21 protein-coding genes are annotated in these 21,318 nt (G+C 41.0%); 17 read left to right on the forward strand and 4 right to left on the reverse strand.

The window, feature by feature from the left end:
- The 4 genes from T494_RS0101000 (at position 1) to T494_RS0101015 (ending at position 3,427) form a co-directional block, all read left to right on the forward strand.
- On the forward strand, positions 1–879 hold the full coding sequence (locus tag T494_RS0101000; RefSeq protein WP_028504689.1) for an ABC transporter ATP-binding protein: 879 nt from the start codon (positions 1–3) through the stop codon (positions 877–879).
- 1 nt (position 880) lies between these two features.
- Positions 881–1,780: an ABC-2 transporter permease gene (locus T494_RS0101005; RefSeq protein WP_028504690.1), complete on the forward strand. Its 900-nt coding sequence runs from the start codon at positions 881–883 to the stop codon at positions 1,778–1,780.
- Positions 1,780–2,523, forward strand: a complete 744-nt coding sequence (locus tag T494_RS0101010) for an ABC-2 transporter permease (protein ID WP_028504691.1) — start codon at positions 1,780–1,782, stop codon at positions 2,521–2,523. Before T494_RS0101005 ends, T494_RS0101010 begins: the two co-directional genes overlap by 1 nt.
- A 61-nt stretch (positions 2,524–2,584) precedes the next feature.
- Positions 2,585–3,427 (forward strand): aminoglycoside 6-adenylyltransferase, encoded by an 843-nt coding sequence (locus tag T494_RS0101015; RefSeq protein ID WP_028504692.1) that lies wholly within the window; start codon positions 2,585–2,587, stop codon positions 3,425–3,427.
- A gap of 31 nt (positions 3,428–3,458) precedes the next feature.
- Here T494_RS0101015 and T494_RS0101020 read toward each other — a convergent pair whose 3' ends face one another.
- The gene (locus T494_RS0101020) at positions 3,459–5,390 is read right to left on the reverse strand and encodes a GGDEF domain-containing protein (protein WP_028504693.1); all 1,932 of its coding nucleotides are present in this window, start codon (positions 5,388–5,390) and stop codon (positions 3,459–3,461) included.
- Between the two features lie 249 nt (positions 5,391–5,639).
- Here T494_RS0101020 and T494_RS0101025 point away from each other — a divergent pair, with 249 nt between their 5' ends.
- The 3 genes from T494_RS0101025 (at position 5,640) to T494_RS11845 (ending at position 7,423) form a co-directional block, all read left to right on the forward strand.
- A complete protein-coding gene (locus T494_RS0101025) occupies positions 5,640–6,197 on the forward strand; it encodes a hypothetical protein (protein ID WP_028504694.1) in 558 nt (185 codons plus the stop codon).
- A 23-nt stretch (positions 6,198–6,220) separates the two neighbouring features.
- Entirely contained in the window at positions 6,221–6,874 is a 654-nt protein-coding gene (locus T494_RS0101030; RefSeq protein ID WP_037343514.1) for a PH domain-containing protein, read from the forward strand.
- 102 nt (positions 6,875–6,976) lie between these two features.
- Positions 6,977–7,423 (forward strand): hypothetical protein, encoded by a 447-nt coding sequence (locus T494_RS11845; RefSeq protein WP_051539818.1) that lies wholly within the window; start codon positions 6,977–6,979, stop codon positions 7,421–7,423.
- Positions 7,424–7,431: 8 nt separating this feature from the next.
- Here T494_RS11845 and T494_RS0101040 read toward each other — a convergent pair whose 3' ends face one another.
- Positions 7,432–8,259 carry a putative RNA methyltransferase gene (locus T494_RS0101040; protein WP_028504696.1) on the reverse strand — a complete coding sequence of 276 codons (828 nt, stop codon included), beginning with the start codon at positions 8,257–8,259 and terminating at the stop codon, positions 7,432–7,434.
- A gap of 415 nt (positions 8,260–8,674) precedes the next feature.
- Between T494_RS0101040 and T494_RS11850 the strand changes: the two genes are divergently transcribed.
- From T494_RS11850 to pyrB, 7 genes are all read left to right on the forward strand, one after another.
- A complete protein-coding gene (locus T494_RS11850; RefSeq protein WP_051539819.1) occupies positions 8,675–8,950 on the forward strand; it encodes a CPCC family cysteine-rich protein in 276 nt (91 codons plus the stop codon).
- A gap of 1 nt (position 8,951) precedes the next feature.
- On the forward strand, positions 8,952–11,609 hold the full coding sequence (alaS, locus tag T494_RS0101050) for an alanine--tRNA ligase (protein WP_028504697.1): 2,658 nt from the start codon (positions 8,952–8,954) through the stop codon (positions 11,607–11,609).
- Between the two features lie 21 nt (positions 11,610–11,630).
- The gene (locus tag T494_RS0101055; RefSeq protein WP_028504698.1) at positions 11,631–11,972 is read left to right on the forward strand and encodes a histidine triad nucleotide-binding protein; all 342 of its coding nucleotides are present in this window, start codon (positions 11,631–11,633) and stop codon (positions 11,970–11,972) included.
- A gap of 104 nt (positions 11,973–12,076) precedes the next feature.
- Entirely contained in the window at positions 12,077–14,047 is a 1,971-nt protein-coding gene (locus T494_RS0101060; RefSeq protein ID WP_197021102.1) for a ComEC/Rec2 family competence protein, read from the forward strand.
- Positions 14,016–15,074 carry a DNA polymerase III subunit delta gene (gene holA / locus T494_RS0101065; protein ID WP_028504700.1) on the forward strand — a complete coding sequence of 353 codons (1,059 nt, stop codon included), beginning with the start codon at positions 14,016–14,018 and terminating at the stop codon, positions 15,072–15,074. Before T494_RS0101060 ends, holA begins: the two co-directional genes overlap by 32 nt.
- 4 nt (positions 15,075–15,078) lie before the next feature.
- Positions 15,079–15,678, forward strand: coding sequence for a DUF4093 domain-containing protein (locus T494_RS11855; RefSeq protein ID WP_037343515.1), 600 nt, complete (start codon positions 15,079–15,081; stop codon positions 15,676–15,678).
- Positions 15,679–15,728: 50 nt separating this feature from the next.
- Positions 15,729–16,811, forward strand: coding sequence for an aspartate carbamoyltransferase (gene pyrB, locus T494_RS0101075; protein WP_242836352.1), 1,083 nt, complete (start codon positions 15,729–15,731; stop codon positions 16,809–16,811).
- Positions 16,812–16,900: 89 nt separating this feature from the next.
- On the opposite strand, the gene T494_RS0101080 is transcribed toward pyrB, so the two are convergent.
- Positions 16,901–17,224, reverse strand: coding sequence for a hypothetical protein (locus tag T494_RS0101080; RefSeq protein WP_028504702.1), 324 nt, complete (start codon positions 17,222–17,224; stop codon positions 16,901–16,903).
- 127 nt (positions 17,225–17,351) lie between these two features.
- Between T494_RS0101080 and T494_RS0101085 the strand changes: the two genes are divergently transcribed.
- A complete protein-coding gene (locus tag T494_RS0101085; RefSeq protein WP_242836353.1) occupies positions 17,352–18,848 on the forward strand; it encodes a sodium:alanine symporter family protein in 1,497 nt (498 codons plus the stop codon).
- Positions 18,849–19,391, forward strand: a complete 543-nt coding sequence (locus T494_RS0101090) for a GNAT family N-acetyltransferase (protein WP_028504704.1) — start codon at positions 18,849–18,851, stop codon at positions 19,389–19,391.
- Between the two features lie 44 nt (positions 19,392–19,435).
- On the opposite strand, the gene T494_RS0101095 is transcribed toward T494_RS0101090, so the two are convergent.
- The gene (locus tag T494_RS0101095) at positions 19,436–20,245 is read right to left on the reverse strand and encodes a Cof-type HAD-IIB family hydrolase (protein ID WP_028504705.1); all 810 of its coding nucleotides are present in this window, start codon (positions 20,243–20,245) and stop codon (positions 19,436–19,438) included.
- Positions 20,246–20,385: 140 nt separating this feature from the next.
- On the opposite strand from T494_RS0101095, the gene pyrE reads away from it, so the two are divergent.
- On the forward strand, positions 20,386–21,048 hold the full coding sequence (gene pyrE, locus T494_RS0101100; protein ID WP_028504706.1) for an orotate phosphoribosyltransferase: 663 nt from the start codon (positions 20,386–20,388) through the stop codon (positions 21,046–21,048).
- Positions 21,049–21,318 lie beyond the last annotated feature (270 nt).

Raw genomic sequence — 21,318 nt, forward strand, 5'->3', positions numbered from 1 at the left:
ATGTCTGATTATGAAAACGCAATAGAAATCAAAAACCTTAGCAAGCATTATGATGGTTTTACACTTGACAACATTAGTTTTAATGTCCCCAAAGGCAGCATTATGGGTTTTATCGGGCAAAACGGAGCCGGAAAGTCCACAACAATAAATGCTATTCTTAATATTATAAAAGCAGACAGCGGCGAGATAAGAGTTTTCGGAGAGGATACCCGTACAGTCGGCGTGCAGATAAAACAGGATATTTCTGCGGTGTTTGACGAGCTGCCATTTCATGAGCAGCTTAACGCAAAAGCTCTGGACAAAGTGCTTCGTCATGTTTTCAAGAACTGGAGCAGCAAAACTTTTTTTGAGTTTCTTGAACGTTTCCAGCTGCCTGTAAAAAAGAATTTCGGACAGTTTTCAAAGGGTATGAAAATGAAGCTGCAGATCGCTGCGGCGCTTTCGCATAACGCAAAACTGCTTATTATGGACGAGGCGACCACAGGTCTTGACCCTGTTGTAAGAAACGAGATACTTGATATTTTTCTTGAATTTCTGCAAGACGAGGAGCACTCTATCCTTATGTCCTCACATATTACGTCAGACCTTGAAAAGATAGCCGACAGCGTTACCTTTATTGATAAGGGAAAACTGCTTATCACAGGCTACAAGGATGAAATTCTTGAAAGTCACGGCGTAGTAAAGTGCTCAAGAGCCGATTACGAAAGCATAGAGAAAGGAGACATAGTTTCCGCAAGGATCGGAGACTTTGGCGTTGAGGCGATGGTCAGCGACAGGCAAAGCATTTCCCGTAAGTATTCCGGACTTGTCATCGACCCGACTACTCTTGAAGAGATAATGCTTTTCTACGTCAACCGTGAGAAAAAGGAGTGGTGCTGATATGAAAGGTATCATTTTCAAGGAGCTTTACATATCACGAAAGAGAATATATATCAGCATTGCGACATATTTCTTTCTGACGCTGTTGTGTGTTCTGGTAAAGATGTCTGCGTCATTCGGAAATATCAGATTGCTTGATAAAGAATCAGTGGACGGAGCATTGAATATAACGTTCTATTTCTTCGTTTTCGGTCTGCTTTTCACTTTCACAGGCTTCCTGGTGAACAATGTTTCTTCTGACCTGAAAAGTCATTGGAGCATCTATCAGCGGACACTTCCCTTTACCGAAAAGCAGGTAGTTGGTGCTGCGTACATCTCAAATGCGGCGATGCTGCTGGTACTGTTTGTGTTCCATACACTTATGACGGCTATAATGTGCATGGTTTTTAAAATGCAGTTCCACGCATATTTTATATGGATCTTTCTTATTGTTTCTCTGTTCTTCTTTTTAGCCAATTCTTTGATAATGTTTGCGTTTTACCGTTTCAGAGATAGTAAGAAAGCAGCGCTTTTTTACAGTGCTGTATTCGTGATTTTGTATCTTAGTATTGAACTTGCTTTTATAAGCAGAGGAACCTATTATCAAACAAAAGGTAAGCAAGATGCTGAACGGCTTGCGGAGCTGCAAGGTCTGCCTGCCGATACATACTCGCCCGATACATTTATGATCAATTATGTGAAAGAGGATATTCATTCGTTGGCAAATTTCTTTCAGAACTATTGGTGGCTCATCGCTCTGATAATTGCAGCGGTAATTGCGCTGTTGTTCTTTGCAAGCGTAAAGGCACTTGCAAGGCCTGCTGATGCGGTAAAGCCTTCAAAGGAAAAAGAGAAACCAAAGCAGAGCCTGTTCGGCTCGTTTGGCAATCAAAAAGCCGCTGCGGAAGGAGATGATGACTGATGCTGGGTTATTTGTACAAGGATATCAGAATAAACAGGAACATACTTTGCATTATGCTTGGTCTCATTGTATTTTTCAGCGTCTTTCCAATAGTGGCGGCAAACGGTGATGAAGAAGTTGGGGCTGTCACCGAAGGAGTAGTATACTACGGTCTTTACTTTCTGATAAACGGAACAGTTTTTCTTACTGTAGGAATGATGGCTTCTGTCTTTGTCCAGACCGACGAGCGTAAAAAGTGGTGCTACTACAACGCTGCAGTGCCAAACGGGATAAGACAGCAGGTCGGCAGCTGCTATATTATCGTTGCCTGCTCTATAACCATTGCGCTTGCCATGACCTGCGGTGCAAACTATATTATCAGGACTTTTTCAAGCGTCAACATTCCCAGCGCAGGCGGGATGATGGTGGTGTTTGCGCTTATCTGCCTGCTGATGCGTGCGATAGAGCTGCCGTTTTTCTATGCCTTCGGCTCAAAGATAGGCTCGCTTGTAAAGGGATTGCTTTTTGTGGTCCTTATCCTGATAGCTCTGATATACTTTATGTTTGGCGATCTTTCCTGGCTCGGAAGCAGGGACGATTTTATGGAGAACTTTTTGAACTGGCTGTCAGGGCTGGAAATTAAAAACCTTGTCACAGGGGGATTTATCGGAAAGCTGCTTTTAGGGGCTGTGCCGCTGTATGCACTGTCATATTTCATCAGCACCAAGGTTTACCTCAAGGGCGTAGACAGACTTGAAAAATAAGCTCAGGTGAATTCCCATTAACTTATGATAATTGAGCTTTAAATATGAAAGGGTGAAATAAATGCCGATTACTGAACGCTATACCGATATCTGCGATAAGCTTTGTGAATTTGCAAAGTCCGATAATTGTCTTCGTGCAGTAATAGTTATCGGTTCAACTACCAGAGATGATGTCCCTTCGGACGAGTATTCTGACCTTGATCTTATAATAGTAACGGATGATGCTGAAAAATGGTTCAGTGGGGAATACCCGGATATGCTGGGCAAAGTAGGTATTTCTTTTATCGAGCCGACCCTTGGAGGAGGAAGGGAGAGAAGATGCATATACGATAAAGAAAAAGATGTTGATTTTATAATCTTCACTCCCCGCCAGTTTATAAAAGCACTTGAAGACGGCGTTGCCCAGTGGGTTATGAACCGTGGCTATATGTTTTTATATGATTCAGATGGCTATAAAGACCTGGCTGAAAAGTACATTGAGATAGCTGTTTCACATACGCTGGTATCACAGGATGAATTCAATAATCTTGTAAATGATTTTTACTTTCATAATATATGGGCTTGTAAGAAATTACTTCGTGGTGAGCTTTGGTCGGCAAAAATGTGTATTGATTCTTACCTTAAACAGCGTTTGCTGAAAATGATAGAGCAATATGAAATTCTTAGTTCAGGCGCAGATGTCTGGCATGACGGAAGATTTATTGAACGATGGGCAGATAAAACTGTGCTTGATGGGCTGAAAACTGCATTTGCTCATTATGAAGAACAGGATTGCAAAAATGCTCTTGTCAATACACATATACTTTTTGCAAAGTTGTCAGCTGATGTAGCAGAAAAACTTGGATATGAATACCCTGACAACGCAAGACTTTGTGCATATGAATTCCTCCAAAAACTAGTATAAAAAAGAGGCACCTTCTTGGTGCCTCTGGTTTTTATTTTAAGTAGTTCCTTGATTTTTTCTTGGCTTTGTATTCGTACATGGCTTTATCTGCCATCGAAAGAGTTTCGTCAAAACTGTTCTTAGTGCCGATGCAGCAGCCTATACTTGCCGAAATAATATACGGCTTGTCAGACTCATCGGAAAGCTTTTTCATGGTTTCCGAGAATGCTTTGATGCGTTTTGGGATTTCCGATTCATCGTAATCTCCCACACCGATGATATAGAACTCATCGCCGCCTGCTCTGATGCATTTCTCTGTGCTTAAAGTTATCTGAGCTGCAGCTTTGCCAACAGTTTTAATACTGAAATCGCCTTCCGAGTGACCATATGTGTCATTTGTATATTTGAGTCTGTCCATGTCAACAACTGCAACAAATAGTTTATCCGAATTGCTTGAGTTGGAGAGCATCTTGTTAAGCTCTTCATACATACCTCGCCTGTTGTAGAGCCCTGTCATCTGGTCTTTGACCGACATGACCATGTATTTATTTTTTGCTCTTACCATTTCAAGTGCAGTGTTTACAAATCTCAGCCAGTTGCGGTAAACAAGGTTTAATGTTTTTTTACAGGTAAGCTCCCGCTGTATCACAGCGTATCCCAGTGTCTTTTCATTGAAGTGAACAGCCGAGAAATAAAATACATATGGTTTGTCACAGTCTTCGTGCATTCTCGGAATCATCTGCTTTGTGTCAAATGAAAAGCTTTGCTCCGCGCTGTGAAAATCAAGTTCGCCAACGTTTGAACTTGCCATTACCATTTTCATTTTTTTCGGATAGCCTTTAATCAGCTCCGAATCAATATCCAGCCAGTTCTCCAGCAAACATAGGTAAAAGTTTGTATACGGCATAATAAGTGACAGGTTTTCGTATATATTATCTAAGCATTTCTGAGGAGTTCCGGAGCTGGTCAGCTTTTCAAAAATGTAGCTTTCTATAAGTCGCCCGATATCAACATTATCGGTAAAGTCGGTAGAGTTGTAGTTTCTTACCGTCTGATAAAGCGAATCCTTGAAAACAGCCGATGTCATATCCCTGTCAGGACTGCACCCGCAGCTCATACCCTTGTGGAAGATGTTTTCCATTGAACTAACGTAAGGAATGATCTCTTCGCCCGGATCAATTATGTTCCTGATGTAATCAACAGCTTCTGCCGCTGATTGTTTTTCGTTTGATTCAAAGCTGGTAAGAGTGATCCTGTTAAGACAAGCTTCCGTAGTGCCTTCGTATCCTATAACTATAAGATCGTCGGGAATCTTCACACCGTTTTTATCAAGCTCCTCAATAAGTCCCAGTGCCATGTGGTCACTTGCACATATCACAGCTTCCGGCATTGGAATTTTACCTGCAAGAAGTCTGTCGGCAAGCTCAAGACCACTTGTATACCAGAAATCACCGTAAACTATATATTCATTAGGAACGGAAAGACCGTGCTTCTGAATTTCATCCAGAAAGATACTTAACCTGTTTTCAGCCTCAACGTGACCCTTAGGACCGGTGAGTATGCAGATCTTTTCTTTTCCGTGCTGCTCTATGACATGACGACACATTTCACGATGTATTTCTTCATTATGGCTTTTGATATACGGAAAATCTCTGTACGGAACAATAAGACATACCACAGGGATGTGACATTCTTTTTCGATCCTGTCGGCTATCCTTCCGATAGTAATACCCGAATACTCCTCGGTCAGAGTTATTGAGTCCAGAATGACTGCATCAAAACATTCATAATCAACAAGATTAAAAATGTTTAATTCGCCTGTGTTAAATGACCTTGAAAATTCCTGCAAATGAGTAAGGGAGGATACGACTGTAACGTTGTAACCATACTTTTCACATTGGGTAAATATACCGTCAAGAATTCTTCTTCCATGGGATTTTTCAAGTCTTGCTGTGATCAGGCAAATATTTTTTCTATTACTCAAAAATTTCACCTCGTTCCGTAAAGTTGCTATTACCCAACTAATTATATCACATTTAAAATTAAATTGTCAATAATTATCAACAAATATTCGGATGTTTTGATTACTTTTAACAGTAATGTTCGAGCGGTCTTGTGCAAGTGTTCAGCGGATGAGGTTTACACCACAAGCCAAACTATTGACTTTTACCCTTTATGGTTATATAATTATTATATGTCATGGAGTTAATTGTTCAATGAAAGGGACGGTAGCATGGATGATAAGAGTCGAATATCTCCTGTTCTGATCGGATTTATTGTTCTTGTTATTGGTGCTGTCGTCCTTTTGATAGTCAAAGGTATCGGCTTTGGGATAGATTTTTACAATAAGTATTGGATCGAGAATAATACAGCTTATTCTAAAGATGTAAAGTTCTTTGATGTCAAGCATTTTGACCCTCGGGAGTATAAAGCTGAAGATGACGAGCTGGAGGAAAGCGCAGCAGAAATTTTTTATGCTCATATCAATGGGAAATCTCTTAAAGAATGCGAAACAAAGATAGCTATTTCAGATGATTTCTTCGCTATGACAGATCCGGATCAGAACACTTCGGCTGCTGTGAAAAAATGGAAAGATCTCTGTGCTTTCAGTGTTGTACAAATGGGAAGCAAAGCAATAATCGTTTATGATTATACTATGGTGCCCACAAGTTTAAAAGATGCAAAGACATATTGTTACGATACATATAAGACTATTGACCGAAGCAGGGTATATCTTCAAAAGCAAAATGGTGTTTGGACGGTTACCGAAGTCTATATAGCATTGCAGTAATACTAATGTTAAGGAGTGATCGTATGGCTACAAGAAGTGATCTTGAATCAATGGTAAGCCAGGGAGAACAGGTGCTGTGGCGAGGCAAACCTCAGAAGAAATGCTTTATTTTTGAATGCATATTCAACCCAATGCTTTTCTTTGCTCTAATATGGGCTGCTTTTGATATTGGATTTATAGTTATGATGAACAAAACGCCCGTGAACAATGCCCAGGGAAATGGCATTGGCGGATTTATACTTGTCTTTTTTGCCTTTCATCTGATGCCTGTGTGGATGTATCTCGCAGGGGTGCTATTGTCTTTCAGAAAGTATAAAAATACTGAGTATATAATAACTGACAGAGGTATATATATTTCCGGTGGAGTTTTTACATATAACTGTCAGATGAAACCATTTGCAGAACTTTCAAATGTTAATATCCACCGGGGAATTTTTGACCAGATGTTCGGTGTTGGCGACGTAGTGCTCAGCGGAACTAATTTTATACAGTACAGCAGCACTACCAACAATTCTGCTGTGCGTGCACTGACTATCAGCGATATAGCGGAGTATCAGGAAGTCTTTTCAATGATAAAGCAGCTTCAGACTGATATTTATTCCGATACAATGTATCCTAATGACCTTCGACCGGCGGAAAATCACGGGTATCAAACCAGATACAAGGGAAGAATGTAGGCTGAAAAAAGCTGTCGCAAATGCGGCAGCTTTTATTATTTTTGCTGTTTAAATCCTATTATAATGTACATTATAATAATATACGTTTATGGATGTGGTTATATGAAGGTGTTTTGCAAGCTTTTAACTGTCTTTGTTTTCGGAGGATTTTCATACGGAGCCATTGAGGTATTTTCACGGGGGTATACTTACATCTCAATGGGCTTAGCAGGAGGAGTCTGTCTGGTAATAATTCATTTGCTTAATGATGAAAGACGAAACGGAATGAAACTTAATACCGCACTTATAATATCTTTATTTTTTATTCTGTCCGGTGAATTCCTGACCGGAGAAATACTTAACAGAACACTTGATATGCATATCTGGAATTATTCTTCTTCCGCTTTTAACATTGACGGGCAGATATGTCTTCTTTATTCATTGGCGTGGTATACCCTATCATTTGTGGGAATTGTGTTTGATGAATGGATGCGCCTTAAAATATTCGGGGAGAAGAGCTATCCTATATTTGCATCGGTGCTTAAAAAGAACAGCAAAAAAGCCTCATAACGAGGCTTTTAGTCAAATTTCTTTTCATATATCCTTATGGAAAAACCAAAGGTCACCTGAAGACTGTTAAGTTCTTCCAGCTTTTTGACTCCGTCAGCAGGAGTTTTGTAATAATACGGAGTCATAGAAAACAGATGAAGTATATCCTCGTTTGAGCTTAATTGACACCTGTACTCCAGAAACGACTCCCGCAACAGATCAAACTTGTTCAGACCATATATATTTGGTTTGTTCTCATATGGTTCAACATATAAAATGCTTTTAAGCTCTATAAGATGCTTGGGAGATGGAGAAACAACGATCAGTTTTCCGCCTTTTTTCAAAACCCTTGCATACTCGTCGTTTGAAACCGGAGCAAAGATACTTATGATAAGGTCTGCAAATCTGTCACGAAAGGGAAGTTCAAATGATGATGCAACAGCAAACTCGCAGTTTTTGATCCCGTTCAGGTGAACTCTGCTCATGCAGTGATCAATAGCGTACTTTGAAATGTCGATGCCGTAAATGCTTGCCTTTTCGATTTTTGAAGTCACACAGGTGTAATAACCCTCGCCGCAGCCACTGTCAATTATTACAGGATCATCAATTTCGCTTGTTATCTTCCGGGCTGTATTTCTCACCTCCTGTGCAAGGCTGAGATAATACCCCTTGTCCAGGAACATCGTGCGTGCCTTTACCATTTCGGGATTATCACCGCTTTTGCCCGGATTTCGTTTTTTGGTTGTAAGAAGATTTACATAACCTTTTCGGGCAATATCAAAACTGTGCCCGTTCTGACAGTGCCAGACTTTATCCAGCTTTTTCAGTTTTTTTCTGCATATCGGACATATATACATTATCCTGCAAATTCCTTTCGTATTATACTCTAAGCATTATAACATCTTTTGTTTTAAATTTCAATGTATAATTGCTTATAAATTTTCCGTAAACCTTGACAAATCTGAGTATGTGTATTATAATTAGCAACAGAGTATATTGTAAAGCGTTGACGGAATTATCCGATTACCGAACGGCACAGAGAGAGGACGTGTGGTGGAAGTCCTTGCGTTTGGTGCGGTGGCTTACCTGAGCTGTGCTGTGAAAACAGTGCCGTATGCCTGCGTTAAAGGTTTCGAGTGGTCTTTTCTTTGTGAGAAGGCAATTTGGGTGGTAACACGGAGTATCTGCTTCGTCCCATGATTCGGGGCGGAGCATTTTTTATTGTTTAAATATGGTGGTTTGATAGATTAAAGTATAAAATGGGGTTTGCTTATGAAAAAATTCATATGTCCTGTTTGCTGCTGCCGCACTCTGAATGGACGGGGTGACCTTGATGTATGCCCGGTATGCTATTGGGAAGATGACGGCGAATATGATGAGTCTGTTGCCAACGATTGGAACAGCGGTCTGACTATCGTGCAGGCACGCAGAAACTATGCAAAATACGGAGCTTATGATAAGCAGTATATCAAAAAGGTCAGAAAGCCTTTGAGAACGGAAGTCACTGATGATAATATAAAGCTTTTTTATAAAAATGGAGGAAAATAAAATGGAATGGACAAGTCTTAATGATTTGAGAGAATCGTATCTCAAATTCTTTGAAAGCAAAAATTGTCTGCGTCATAAGAGCTATCCTCTTGTTCCGCAGAACGATAACAGCCTGCTGCTTATAGTAGCTGGAATGGCTCCTTTGAAACCTTATTTCACCGGACAGGAAGTACCGCCCAGAACCAGAATGACTACCTGTCAGAAGTGTATCAGAACAGGCGATATAGAAAACGTGGGCAAGACCGCAAGACACGGTACATATTTTGAAATGCTTGGCAACTTCTCCTTTGGAGATTACTTTAAGGACGAAGCTATTGCCTGGGCGTGGGAGTATGTAACTGAGGTGCTTAAGCTGCCAAAGGACAGACTTTACATCTCCGTTTATGAGGACGATGACGAGGCAGAGAAGATCTGGCACGAAAAAGTCGGTGTTCCGATGGATCATATCTTCCGTATGGGCAAAGAGGATAACTTCTGGGAGGCTGGAACGGACGGTCCGTGCGGTCCATGCTCGGAGATATATTTTGACCGTGGCGAGGAGTACGGCTGCGGCAAGCCGGATTGTACAGTAGGCTGCGACTGCGACAGATATATGGAGTTCTGGAACCTCGTTTTCACACAGTTTGAAAGACACGAGGACGGCACATATACTCCGCTCAAGCAGAAGAATATTGACACTGGTATGGGTCTTGAAAGACTCGCTGCTCTTATGCAGGGCGTTGACTCTATCTTTGACGTAGATACTGTTAAGGCTATCAGAGATAAGGTCTGCGAGATCGCAGGCTGTGAGTATGGCAAGGAGTATAAAAAGGACGTTTCTATCAGAGTCATCACAGATCATATCCGCTCGGTAACATTCCTTGCATCAGACGGAGTTCTCCCTTCAAACGAGGGCAGAGGATATGTTATGAGAAGACTTCTCAGACGTGCCGTTCGTCACGGTAAGCTGCTCGGCATCAACGGAATGTTCCTCAAAGACATCGTCAAGACTGTTGTTGACTGTAACAAGTGCGAGTATAATGAGCTTGAAGAAAAGTACGACTACATCGTAAAAGTCCTCACAACAGAGGAAAAGAATTTCAATGCAACTATCGACCGTGGAATGAAGATACTTGATGATTATATCCAGGAAATGAATGCAAGCGGAAAGACTGTTCTGGACGGTGAAAGCTGCTTCAAGCTGTCGGATACATACGGTTTCCCCATTGACCTTACAAGAGAGATACTTGAAGAAAAGGGATTGTCTGTTGATGAGGACGGATATAATGTCTGCATGGACAAGCAGAGAGAGACAGCAAGAACTGCAAGAGGCGGCTCCAAATACATGGGTGCCGACGAGACCGTTTTCCATCACATGGATAAGACCTTCTCAACCACTTTTACGGGCTATGAAACACTTGACGGTGAGAGCGAAATAAAGTATCTTGCAACCGATGACGAGCTTATTGAAAATGCAGGCGTAGGCAGTGAGGTGTATATGGTCTGCGGCGAAACACCATTTTACGCTGAAAGCGGCGGACAGGTCGGTGATAAGGGAGTTATCTCGACTGCAAGCGGTAAAGGGGAAGTCCTCGACGTTCAGAAGGTTGTTGCCGGAAAGTTTGCTCATAAAGTTAAGATTACTGAAGGCGCTTTGAGCGTCGGACAGAAGGTCCGGCTGCAAGTTGATAAGAAGAACAGAGACGATATAATGAGAAACCACAGCGCTGCGCATCTGCTTCAGGCTGCATTGCGTGAGGTGCTTGGAGATCATGTTCATCAGGCAGGTCAGCTTGTTGATGCAGAAAGAGTAAGATTTGACTTCTCGCATTTCTCAGCTATGACAGATGAAGAAAAGTTAAGAGTTGAATCTCTCGTTAATGCGAATATCCTTAAAGGTCTTGATGTGGAAGTTAAGGAAATGCCGATAAAAGAAGCGGAAAAACTCGGCGCAATGGCTCTGTTCGGCGAAAAGTACGGCGAAACCGTCAGAGTTGTTACAATGGGCGATGGTGAGCAGATCGCTTCAAGAGAATTCTGCGGTGGTACCCACGTTGACAATACTTCAAGGATCGGTCTGTTCAAGATCATCTCTGAGGCTTCGGTTGCAAGCGGTGTCAGAAGAATCGAGGGCGTAACAGGCAGAGGTGTGCTAAAGATCGTTGCCGAGCATTCGGAGAAAATCAAGAAAGCTGCCGCTATCCTTAAAACCGCCAATCCTTTTGAACTTGTGAAGAGATGTGCTGCTGTTATGCAGGAGGTCAAGGACCTTGAAAAAGAGCGTGACGAGCTGCAATCAAGCATCAATTCCATGCGATCAAAGACTATCCTTGAAAGCACAGTTGATGTAAACGGCGTCAAGGTTGCAACAGCTATGCTTTCAAATATAAAGCCAGACTCTCTCAAGAAAATGGCAGAGGATATAAGATCACGTTTTGATGAAGTTGTGGTCGTTATCGCAGGTGTCAGCGGCGATAAAGCTAACCTTGTCGCAGCAGCCGGTAAAGAGGCTGTTTCCAAGGGCGCTCATTGCGGTAAGATCGTTGGTAGAGTTGCAGCCGTTACAGGCGGAAAGGGCGGCGGAAAGCCTGATTGTGCAATGGCAGGCGTGGGCGACAGATTCAAGATCGATGAAGCACTTGCACAGGTCAATGATATAGTATCCGAGTTTGTTAAATAACCACTGAAAGAAGGTATAAATATGAATGATTGTCTGTTCTGTAAAATAATTGCCGGAGAAATACCATCAAAGAAGATATATGAGGACGATACTGCTTACGTTTTTGAAGATATTGCTCCAACAGCGCCAATTCATTATCTTTGTATTCCTAAGCAGCATATCTCAAAGCTCGATGAGGTGACAGCTGAAAACAGTGCAGTTATTGCCCACATTTATGAGGTCATTGCCAAGCTTGCAAAAGATCTTGATCTTAAAGACGGATTCAGAGTCGTTTCCAACTGTGGTGAGCAGGCAGGACAAAGCGTATTCCATATACATTTTCATCTTCTTGCAGGAAGACCGTTTGAGTGGCCTGCAGGCTGATAGTTATGGGCGGAGAGAAATCCGCCCTTATGTTTATAAGATGATATAATTCCCTTTGAGGTGATCAAATGGTTCGCAAGGGCTTTTGGTGTGCAATATCTTTCATGTCAGGTTTGTTTCTTGCAAACCTGTTTGATATAAAGCTCTGGTGGCTGTTTGGTTTAAGTGTCGGGACAGTTTGTACGATCTTTGCGCTTACTTTTAAAAATATCAGGCGATATTTTATTGTCTGTGGTTCATGCTTCGTTCTTGCAACAGCGTATTGTGCTGCGTATACGCATTTTGTCTATGACAAAATATGTTCGTATGATAATAAGACCGTTACTTTCAGCGGATACATATATGACTATAATTATATCGGACACGGTCAGGGTTTTCTTACCCTTAAAACAAAGGTTGGCAGCCATTACACAAAGATATCGTTTCTTGTAAGTGACGATGATTACGAGTATTATGATAAAGTCCGTGTTACCGGCAAAGTGGTCAAACTCAAAGATAACTATAATTTTCTTTCTGAAAAGAACAGTTTTTCCGGGGGAGTGTTTCTTAAAGGTGTCGGGACTGCTCAAGTCGAATCTCAAAACGAAAATGCAAATGTCTTGTTCAAGCATATCAGGAATTACAGTGACTATGTTTTTTCAACTTTAAAGCAATATGGGACATCTGATGATTCGGGCTTTTTGGGAGCAATGATATGCGGAGATAAAAGCGAAATAGAACCTGCCACGAAGAATATGCTTTACCGCAGCGGTATCGGGCACATCTTTGCTGTATCGGGAACACATCTTGTTATTCTTACCACCTTTGTGGGTGGTCTGCTGGGGATCTTCATCAAAGCAAAACGAATAAAAGCAATTCTGATGCTGTTTATAACCTGGTCATTTGTCATATTTGCCGGTATGAGTATTTCGGTTATCAGAAGTGCCGTGATGATGACTTTGGTATATTCAGGGGATCTTTTCCTGAGAAAAAGTGACTGTGCCAATTCTCTTGGAATTGCAGGAATTATTCTTTGCCTTTCCGAGCCTTATTGTGTCCACTCGCCGGCGCTGCTTATGAGTTTTGCAGCGGCTTTTGCTGCAGGTGCGGTTTCTCCGTTTATTATTAAAAAACTTGAGCTCAGCGGCTGGAAACGCAGGGCTTTTGCTCCGCTTATAACCTCTTGCGCAGTCTGTGTTTTTATAGCTCCAGTTTGCCTTATCTTTTTCGGTGGCTTTTCTGTGCTTGCGCCGCTGCTTAATATTTTGCTTATTCCCTTGTGTACACTTGCATTGGCACTTTGCTTTTTAGTTGCGATAACAGGGTGTGTGCCTTTTATTGCAAGTCCGCTTGTGTGGCTGGCTTCAAGACTTATAAGCGTTGTGCTGAAAGTCGTTGAGCATTGTTCAAAACTGAAGCTGCTTTATGTCACAGGGACAAATGTTTCCTCTATACTTATAATTACAGTAATCTGCGCAGCGGTGATTCTATTTGTCTGCAGCAGCAGAAAAATATCATATTCCGCAGCGATATTTGGGATTGGAACGCTTGGCTGCGTACTTTGTTCAAATATTTTTCTCCTTTTGTCCTCAGACAATGTTGAATTGTTTGTCTTTGCAAATAAGAAAAGCTCGGTTGTTGCTTTGACTTATGCAGATAAGGCTTTGATATTTGACCTTGACTGCTCAGGGAAATATGCTGATGCCTGCGAAAGGGTACTTAGTAACAATGGTATCCGAAGCGTAAATGCTGTATTTGTTAAATCTGAACCCTATTATACCGTTGGTAAATACAGCGCTAAGCTTTACCCTAAAGCGGACAAGTATTATTCGGCATCAGAGCTTTACGTTGATGTTCCAAACACAACCCTGCTTTCTGATATACAGAAAGTGGAGCTTGACGGAGCCGTGGTATCGAAAACAGATAGTGGATTTGAAATCATTTTAAGTGATAATGTATTCAAGATTTATCCCGAGCGATTTTGCATCGGACAGGATAATTACGTTACAAATGGCAGATCACTGCATTATTCAGGCAAGGATAATAAGGTAAGGAGTCTTGATTATGAGCTTGCTCTCACCAACTACTCTTGGTAAAGAAATAAGAGAAAATAATATATATTGCATTTACTACTTTTACGGACATGATGTAGCCACATTGGAGGCATATACCAATAAGCTTGTAAAACGGCTTTGTCCTGTGGACGCCCAGGCTATGAACCTGCATAAGTTTGACGGTAAAAAGCTTGACATTCCGGCACTTGCCGATGCTGCCCAGGCTTTGCCTATGTTTGCCGATAGGGTAGTCATTACAATAAACGATCTGAATATGGACAGTGTCAATAAAGATGACGCAGATGCTATACGAAAGATACTAAAGAGCGTTCAGGAGGGTACAACTGTAATTATTTATGCTACCGGAACGGATCTTTATAAGAACAAGAAAAATCTGACTGATAAAAACAAACGGTTCTGTGATTTCTGCAATAAGATAGGGTGCGTCTGCGATTTTGCACTTAAAAATACATACGAAATGGGTAGGTCAATAGCAGGTGAACTGAGTAAGCTGGGATGCACAATTTCCAGGAAGAACGCTGAATATCTTGCCGAGTTATGCCTTTGCAATACGGGCTATGTAAAGCAGGAGGTCAAAAAGCTTGCCGACTACACAGGCTGTGGGGAGATAACAAAAGAGATCATCGACCTTTTGTGTATAAAACACGTTGAATCGGACGGATATTCTCTTGCAATGAACATTGTCCGTTCAAGGGCAGATCTTGTTTTCACAAGACTTGACGAACTTTCCCAACAAAACTATGAGCCCTTTGAGATACTTGGCATTATCAGCTTTTCAATAGGGGATATGCTCAGAGCCAAGCTTGCAAGATCTTCTTCTCTTAATATCAGTGATGTCGTCAGCGACTTTGATTACCCTAAGAACAGAGAATTTGCTGTTAAGAATATGTATAACGACTGTGCCAATATCTCACTTAACAGAATAAAGAGTATACTTGAAATACTTTCAGATACCGATCTGACTTTAAAGACCCATTCTTCCGGTAAATCATCTGATATGCTAACGCTTGAACAAGGAATTGCCAGATGTATGGCACTAAGGAACTGATATAATGGATAAACTAAAGATCCGCCAGACAATTATTGTTGAGGGAAAATACGATAAAATAAAGCTTTCTGCCATAGTTGATGCGGTAATAATCTGTACAAACGGATTCGGGATATTCAACGACAAAAACAAATCTGAGCTTATAAGACATTATGCTTCCAACACAGGGATAATAATTCTTACCGATTCGGACTACGCAGGAATGATGATAAGAAACCATATCAAAGGCATTGTTTCAAGCGGCAAAATAATAAATCTCTATATCCCTGAGATATTCGGCAAGGAAAAACGCAAGAGCACTGCCTCAAAAGAAGGAAAGCTTGGAGTGGAGGGTATCGACGTCACAGTTCTTAGGGATGTGTTTGAAAAATCCGGAGTGCTTGCACAGGATAAAGACGGGGAAGATAAAGTTACAGCCAATGACTTTTATCAGCTCGGACTGAGTGGAAAACCTTTCAGCTCCAATATGCGCAAACAGCTTTGTAAAAAGCTTTCGATCCCCGTAGGATTAAGCACCAAGGCACTTATGGATTATATAAATTCTTCCGTTGACCACTCAGCTTTTTATAATGCCATAAGCCAAATATTAAATGATACACCTTGAAACTATCAGACTTTTATGATATAATATATCCGGATAAGGAGATGTGTAAATTGATCTATAATAATCTTAATCTGATAGATCTCAACGATTACCCTGTTCAGTGGTGGGAGAAACTTTTGTCCAGGGCTCACGATATAATTGCCGACCCGGCAAAGTACTCCAAGGCTTGTGAAGGAAAGATCATGGGAACTCTTTTTTATGAACCTTCCACAAGAACACAGATGTCTTTTCAGACAGCTATGCTAAGACTTGGAGGAACTATCATAGGCTTTGATAATCCCGCTACCTCATCTGTTGCAAAGGGTGAAAATATTAAGGATACTACCAAGATCGTTTCCGGATATGCCGATGTAGTGGTAATGCGTCATCCAGTCGCAGGTTCTGTAAAGGCAGCTGCCCTTACCACAGAATGTCCCATAATAAATGCAGGGGACGGCGGTCATCTTCACCCTACCCAGACACTCACTGATCTGCTTACACTCAAAGAAGAAAAGGGACACCTTGATAATATGACGATCGGTTTCTGCGGTGATCTTAAAAATGGGCGTACCGTTCATTCCCTTATAAAAGCTATGTCCTGTTTCAAAAACAATAAGTTTGTGCTGATCTCCACACCTGAGTTGACTTTGCCTACATATATTAAGGATATGCTGTGTGCAGGCGGGCATGATTTTATTGAAGAGACTGATCTTGATAAGGCTATTGACGGGCTTGATGTGCTTTATATGACAAGGATCCAGCGTGAGAGGTTTGCAAGTATTGAGGATTATGAAAAGCAAAAAGGCAATTATATCCTTGACAATAAAAAAATGTCGCACGCCAAGGATGATCTTGTTGTGCTTCATCCGCTGCCACGTGTGGATGAAATTGCTATCGAGGTGGATGACGATCCCAGGGCAATGTATTTCAAACAGGCTAAATACGGAATGTTTATTCGTATGGCGCTGATATTGACTGTGCTTGAGAATACCGATAAACCTGCACCGCTTATAGTTGGCAGCGAGCATATTCATACCAAATGCTCAAATCCGAATTGTATCACTCACCAGGAAACATATTTGCCCCATTATTTTCACGGGGACGGAACAACCCTTGTTTGTGAGTACTGTGACGAAAGAACACTTGTGGAATAGCAGCAACTGATGCATAGGTCTTTGGTATATTCATAAAAACAATCAACCTTACATATTGTGTCTTTCGCACAACGTGTAAGGTTGTTTTTTTAGTGAAGTTTGAAATCCGGTGTTATGGTTCTGCGGACTTTTTTGAATTCTTCTACTGCCTGTGTAAGGTCATTGCGTGTGTTTTCAAGACCCTGGGCTGTCATAGGCTCATGAAATTCGCAGACAAATTCATTTACATTGCTGAAACATTGTGTCCCGTACCATACATATGTGTGCAGTTCTTTCAATGCAGGTGTGTTTTCATCACCCTTTTGATCAACAGGCTCTATTCTGTAACTGAAATTGGTATATAAACTTCCTGCCCAGATATTTTTCTGCGTAAAGAATGAAATAGTAGGCAGATCAAAGTATCCCTTTAGCATTTTTTTCACCTCATTTACATTATACTATATACAAGCATTTTTTTCAATAGTTTATACTGTTATTAAGTTGTTAAATAAAAATTGGTATAATTTCAACGAAATAAAAGCGTAAATATGGTAAAATTAGATGATTAAGTTTAGAAAGGATATTATAATGACTGCATTAAATGATTTTCTCCAGTCTCTGGATGACTATGTATGGGGGATACCGCTGATTGTTGCAATACTTTTTGTCGGGATTTTCCTTACATTCAGAGTCAGGTTTATACAGCTCTTTCATCTTCCCAGAGCTTTTTATTTTATGTTCAAAAATGAAAAAGGAACTGACGGAGGGGAAATATCAAGCTTTGCAGCACTTTGTACAGCTCTTTCTGCAACAATAGGAACAGGAAATATAGTTGGCGTTGCAACAGCTGTGGGTATCCTTGCGGGCGGTCCGGGAGCACTTTTCTGGATGTGGATCGCTGCTCTGTTTGGAATGGCTACAAAATATGCAGAGTGTTTTCTGGCGGTTAAATACAGAAAAATCGATAAGGACGGACATATTCTCGGAGGACCTTTTTATTATATTGAATACGGTATGGGCAAAAAATGGAAATGGCTTGCAAAAGTCTTTGCATTTTTCGGTACCTGCGTAGGAATTTTCGGTATTGGTACATTTTCCCAGATCAACGGAATAACTACGGCTTTCCAGAATTTTTTTGACGAGAACAGAACCAATACGATCTCCATTTTTGGAAAAGAGTATACCTTAGCTGTAGTCATATCCGGCGCAATTATAACTGTTTGTGCTGCGTTGGTTATAGTCGGCGGTATCAAGCGTATATCCGGTGTTTCTCAGGTGGTTGTACCGTTTATGGCTGTTCTGTATGCTATCGCTGCGGTTAGCCTGATAGTTCTGAATATAAATAAGCTGCCGGGAGCTGTTTCAGTTATTTTTAAAAGTGCATTTAATATGAAAGCTGTTGCCGGCGGAACAATTCCGATGATGTTTCTGGCAATGCAAAAGGGTGTTGCAAGGGGTATATTCTCAAATGAAGCCGGACTTGGCTCTGCGCCGATTGCTGCGGCTGCTGCACAGACGAAAGAGCCTGTAAGACAGGGACTTGTCTCTATGATGGGTACATTTATAGATACTGTTGTGATCTGCACTATGACGGGATTTGCAATTGTCATGATGGGCAGTTACGATGCGATAAATCCTGTTACAAATGCACCATATGAGGGCGTTGAGGTGACAACTCATGCTTTCCGCAACGGATTTTCTTTCCTTCCGTCATCAATTCCAGCTTTTGTGCTGATGATCTGCCTTGTATTCTTTGCCTTTACGACCATACTTGGTTGGAACTATTACGGTGAGCGGTGTATGGAGTATCTTACCGGCGGAAATACAAAGGCTGTAAAAGTATATAGATATCTTTATATCCTTGCCATAGCCATTGGTCCTTACATGACAGTTTCAGCTGTCTGGACAATAGCGGATATATTCAACGGATTGATGGCGATACCTAACCTGGTTGCTCTTGTGGCACTAAATGGGGTAGTGGCAGGTGATACGAAGAAGTATGTTAAAAAGCTTGCACGTTGTAAAAACATAAGAAAGCTGTCAAAAAGGAGGGCGTAAATGATCCTTGAAACTGAGCGTCTTATACTGCGAAAGTGGGAAGAAAGCGATGCACAGAGCCTTTATGAATATGCCAAAGATCCCGATGTAGGTCCTATCGCCGGCTGGCCTCCACACAAGAATGTTGAAGAAAGTCTTGATATAATCAGAAATTTTTTTAATGATCCATACACTTTTGCTGTGTGCCTGAAGCAGGACAATAAGGCTATCGGCTGCGTCGGACTAAAAATTGGTGATAACACTGATCTTACGGATAAAAGTGATGAGTGTGAACTGGGCTACTGGATAGGCAAACCGTTCTGGGGCAGAGGTATTATCCCCGAGGCTGCCGGGGAAATACTCAGATACGCATTTGAGGATCTGAAAATGTCTGCTGTCTGGTGTGGATATTACGATGGTAACGAAAAATCAAAGCGAGTCCAGGAAAAATGCGGATTTGTTTATCAGTTTACAAGTCATGACATTGATGTGCCGCTTTTAAAGGAAAAGCGTACAGGTCATGTGTCACTTCTCACTAAAGAGGATTGGCTTAAAAATAAATAATGAAAACAAGCCTTGCTGTTGTGATAGCAAGGCTTTGTTGTTATTCAAAAGTGTTCAAGCAGAAATCTTGCAACTCCGTCATCGTTGTTTGATGCAATAATGCCCGTTGCATTTTCTTTAAGCCTTTCGTCGGCATTTTCCACTGCATATGCTTCATCTGCGATCATAAACATATCAATATCGTTTATACCGTCGCCAAATACAATAGTTTTGTCACAGTCACAGAGCTTTTTGAGTTGTTTTACTGCATTTGCCTTAGAAGCAGACTTTGGGATAATCTCAAGCCATTGCTCCCCTGAGTAAATATCACTTTGATAGAAACAGTTGTATACGTCTTTGTACTTTTTGTATACCGGCTCAAGCCTTTGCGGCTCGTCAATACAGGTGAAATAGTATATCTCACCAGCGGTAAGCTCTGTCAGGTTTTTAACAGGTCTGTCTCTGGGATCACCTTTTCTTGTAATCAGAAAATCTGATTCAGCCTTGCTGACATTTTCCTTTATGTATGAAAAACTCTCGATGCCGTCCGAAAATGAATAGATTATGGGATAAATACCATTGTGTATAAGCTCATATGTTAGCTTCTCTGCCTGATGTTTTTCAAAAGTATTCTTTATAAGCAGCTCACCTGTCAAGCTGTCCTTTATAAGCGTGCCGTTGTAGACTATAACGGGTATTTTTGCTGTCAGACCCTTGGTCACTTTTTGTGAAGTATTGAATGAACGTGCCGTTGCATATGAAAAAAGCATACCCTTGCTGACAAGACTGTTTATAGTTGAGTTGGTAAAATCAGATGTGCACTGGTCGCTTGAGAGCAAAGTTCCGTCAAGGTCGGATACGTATAGAGTTTTCATTTTATCACCCAAGGGAAAGTATATCACTATATAAAATCACTGTCAACAAAAACACCTTGCTTTATTGGAAATATCTATTGAAAAAAATGAAGATATGTGATACAATACATATAGTAATTAACAGAAAGGAATTGCTTAACATGACTTATAAGGAAAACTTTATCAGATTTATGGTGGATTGCGGAGTGCTGACTTTTGGCGACTTTACCCTTAAAAGCGGAAGGAAAGCACCGTATTTTGTAAATACCGGAAACTATAAGACCGGAGCACAGCTTGCTAAGCTTGGCGAGTTTTATGCCGAGTGCATAAAGGAAAACAATATTGAGGTCCAGACACTTTTCGGACCTGCATATAAAGGCATTCCTCTTGCAGTTTCTGCATCTGTTGCTTTGTATAATAAATACGGCATGGAAGTCAGCTATTGCTTTGACAGAAAGGAAGTCAAGGACCATGGCGAGGGCGGAATGTTTGTAGGCAAAAAGCTGGGCGACGGAGAAAAAGTTGTTATTATCGAAGACGTTATGACATCAGGAAAAGCTCTTCGTGAGGTTATGCCAAAGCTTATCGGAGCTGCAAATGTTGACGTTACGGCTATGGTAATAACCGTTGATAGAATGGAAAAAGCCCTTGACAGCGATCTTTCTGCGGTTGACCAGGCTTATAAGGATTTTGGTGTAAAGGTATATTCTATTGTTAATATCAATGATATTATCGATGCGATTAGAAACGGAGTTGTTGAGGGAAAAGAGTTTCTTGACAAAATGCTGGAGTACAGAGACACCTACGGTGCTAATAAATTATGATTTAGTTACAAATTGAAAACATTTGTAATTTAATTGTAGTAATATGTAACTCGTCTGTTCTTGATATTTTTGGTATTTGTAGTTATAATGTAAACTGTAGGACAAGAAGGGAATTATATGAACACTAAGATAATATATCTTAGCTCGTTTCATTCTCTCCAAAATTTTTACACAAGCAAAGGGTAGCCATTCGGCTGCCTTTTTGTTTTGTTAAAATTGTTCTTAACCACTTGCAATCATTTGTAGATTGTAGTATAATAAGGATGTGTA

The sequence above is a fragment of the Ruminococcus sp. FC2018 genome, from assembly GCF_000621805.1.
Taxonomy (GTDB): domain Bacteria; phylum Bacillota; class Clostridia; order Oscillospirales; family Ruminococcaceae; genus Hominimerdicola.

Bases quoted from the DNA above. Each gene is read 5' to 3' on its own strand.
- T494_RS0101000 (WP_028504689.1), top strand. From the start codon at position 1: ATGTCTGATTATGAAAACGCAATAGAAATCAAAAACCTTAGCAAGCAT.
- T494_RS0101005 (WP_028504690.1), top strand. From the start codon at position 881: ATGAAAGGTATCATTTTCAAGGAGCTTTACATATCACGAAAGAGAATA.
- T494_RS0101010 (WP_028504691.1), top strand. From the start codon at position 1,780: ATGCTGGGTTATTTGTACAAGGATATCAGAATAAACAGGAACATACTT.
- T494_RS0101015 (WP_028504692.1), top strand. From the start codon at position 2,585: ATGCCGATTACTGAACGCTATACCGATATCTGCGATAAGCTTTGTGAA.
- T494_RS0101025 (WP_028504694.1), top strand. From the start codon at position 5,640: ATGGATGATAAGAGTCGAATATCTCCTGTTCTGATCGGATTTATTGTT.
- T494_RS0101030 (WP_037343514.1), top strand. From the start codon at position 6,221: ATGGCTACAAGAAGTGATCTTGAATCAATGGTAAGCCAGGGAGAACAG.
- T494_RS11845 (WP_051539818.1), top strand. From the start codon at position 6,977: ATGAAGGTGTTTTGCAAGCTTTTAACTGTCTTTGTTTTCGGAGGATTT.
- T494_RS0101040 (WP_028504696.1), bottom strand. From the start codon at position 8,259: ATGTATATATGTCCGATATGCAGAAAAAAACTGAAAAAGCTGGATAAA.
- T494_RS11850 (WP_051539819.1), top strand. From the start codon at position 8,675: ATGAAAAAATTCATATGTCCTGTTTGCTGCTGCCGCACTCTGAATGGA.
- alaS (WP_028504697.1), top strand. From the start codon at position 8,952: ATGGAATGGACAAGTCTTAATGATTTGAGAGAATCGTATCTCAAATTC.
- T494_RS0101055 (WP_028504698.1), top strand. From the start codon at position 11,631: ATGAATGATTGTCTGTTCTGTAAAATAATTGCCGGAGAAATACCATCA.
- T494_RS0101060 (WP_197021102.1), top strand. From the start codon at position 12,077: ATGTCAGGTTTGTTTCTTGCAAACCTGTTTGATATAAAGCTCTGGTGG.
- holA (WP_028504700.1), top strand. From the start codon at position 14,016: ATGAGCTTGCTCTCACCAACTACTCTTGGTAAAGAAATAAGAGAAAAT.
- T494_RS11855 (WP_037343515.1), top strand. From the start codon at position 15,079: ATGGATAAACTAAAGATCCGCCAGACAATTATTGTTGAGGGAAAATAC.
- T494_RS0101080 (WP_028504702.1), bottom strand. From the start codon at position 17,224: ATGCTAAAGGGATACTTTGATCTGCCTACTATTTCATTCTTTACGCAG.
- T494_RS0101085 (WP_242836353.1), top strand. From the start codon at position 17,352: ATGATTAAGTTTAGAAAGGATATTATAATGACTGCATTAAATGATTTT.
- T494_RS0101090 (WP_028504704.1), top strand. From the start codon at position 18,849: ATGATCCTTGAAACTGAGCGTCTTATACTGCGAAAGTGGGAAGAAAGC.
- T494_RS0101095 (WP_028504705.1), bottom strand. From the start codon at position 20,245: ATGAAAACTCTATACGTATCCGACCTTGACGGAACTTTGCTCTCAAGC.
- pyrE (WP_028504706.1), top strand. From the start codon at position 20,386: ATGACTTATAAGGAAAACTTTATCAGATTTATGGTGGATTGCGGAGTG.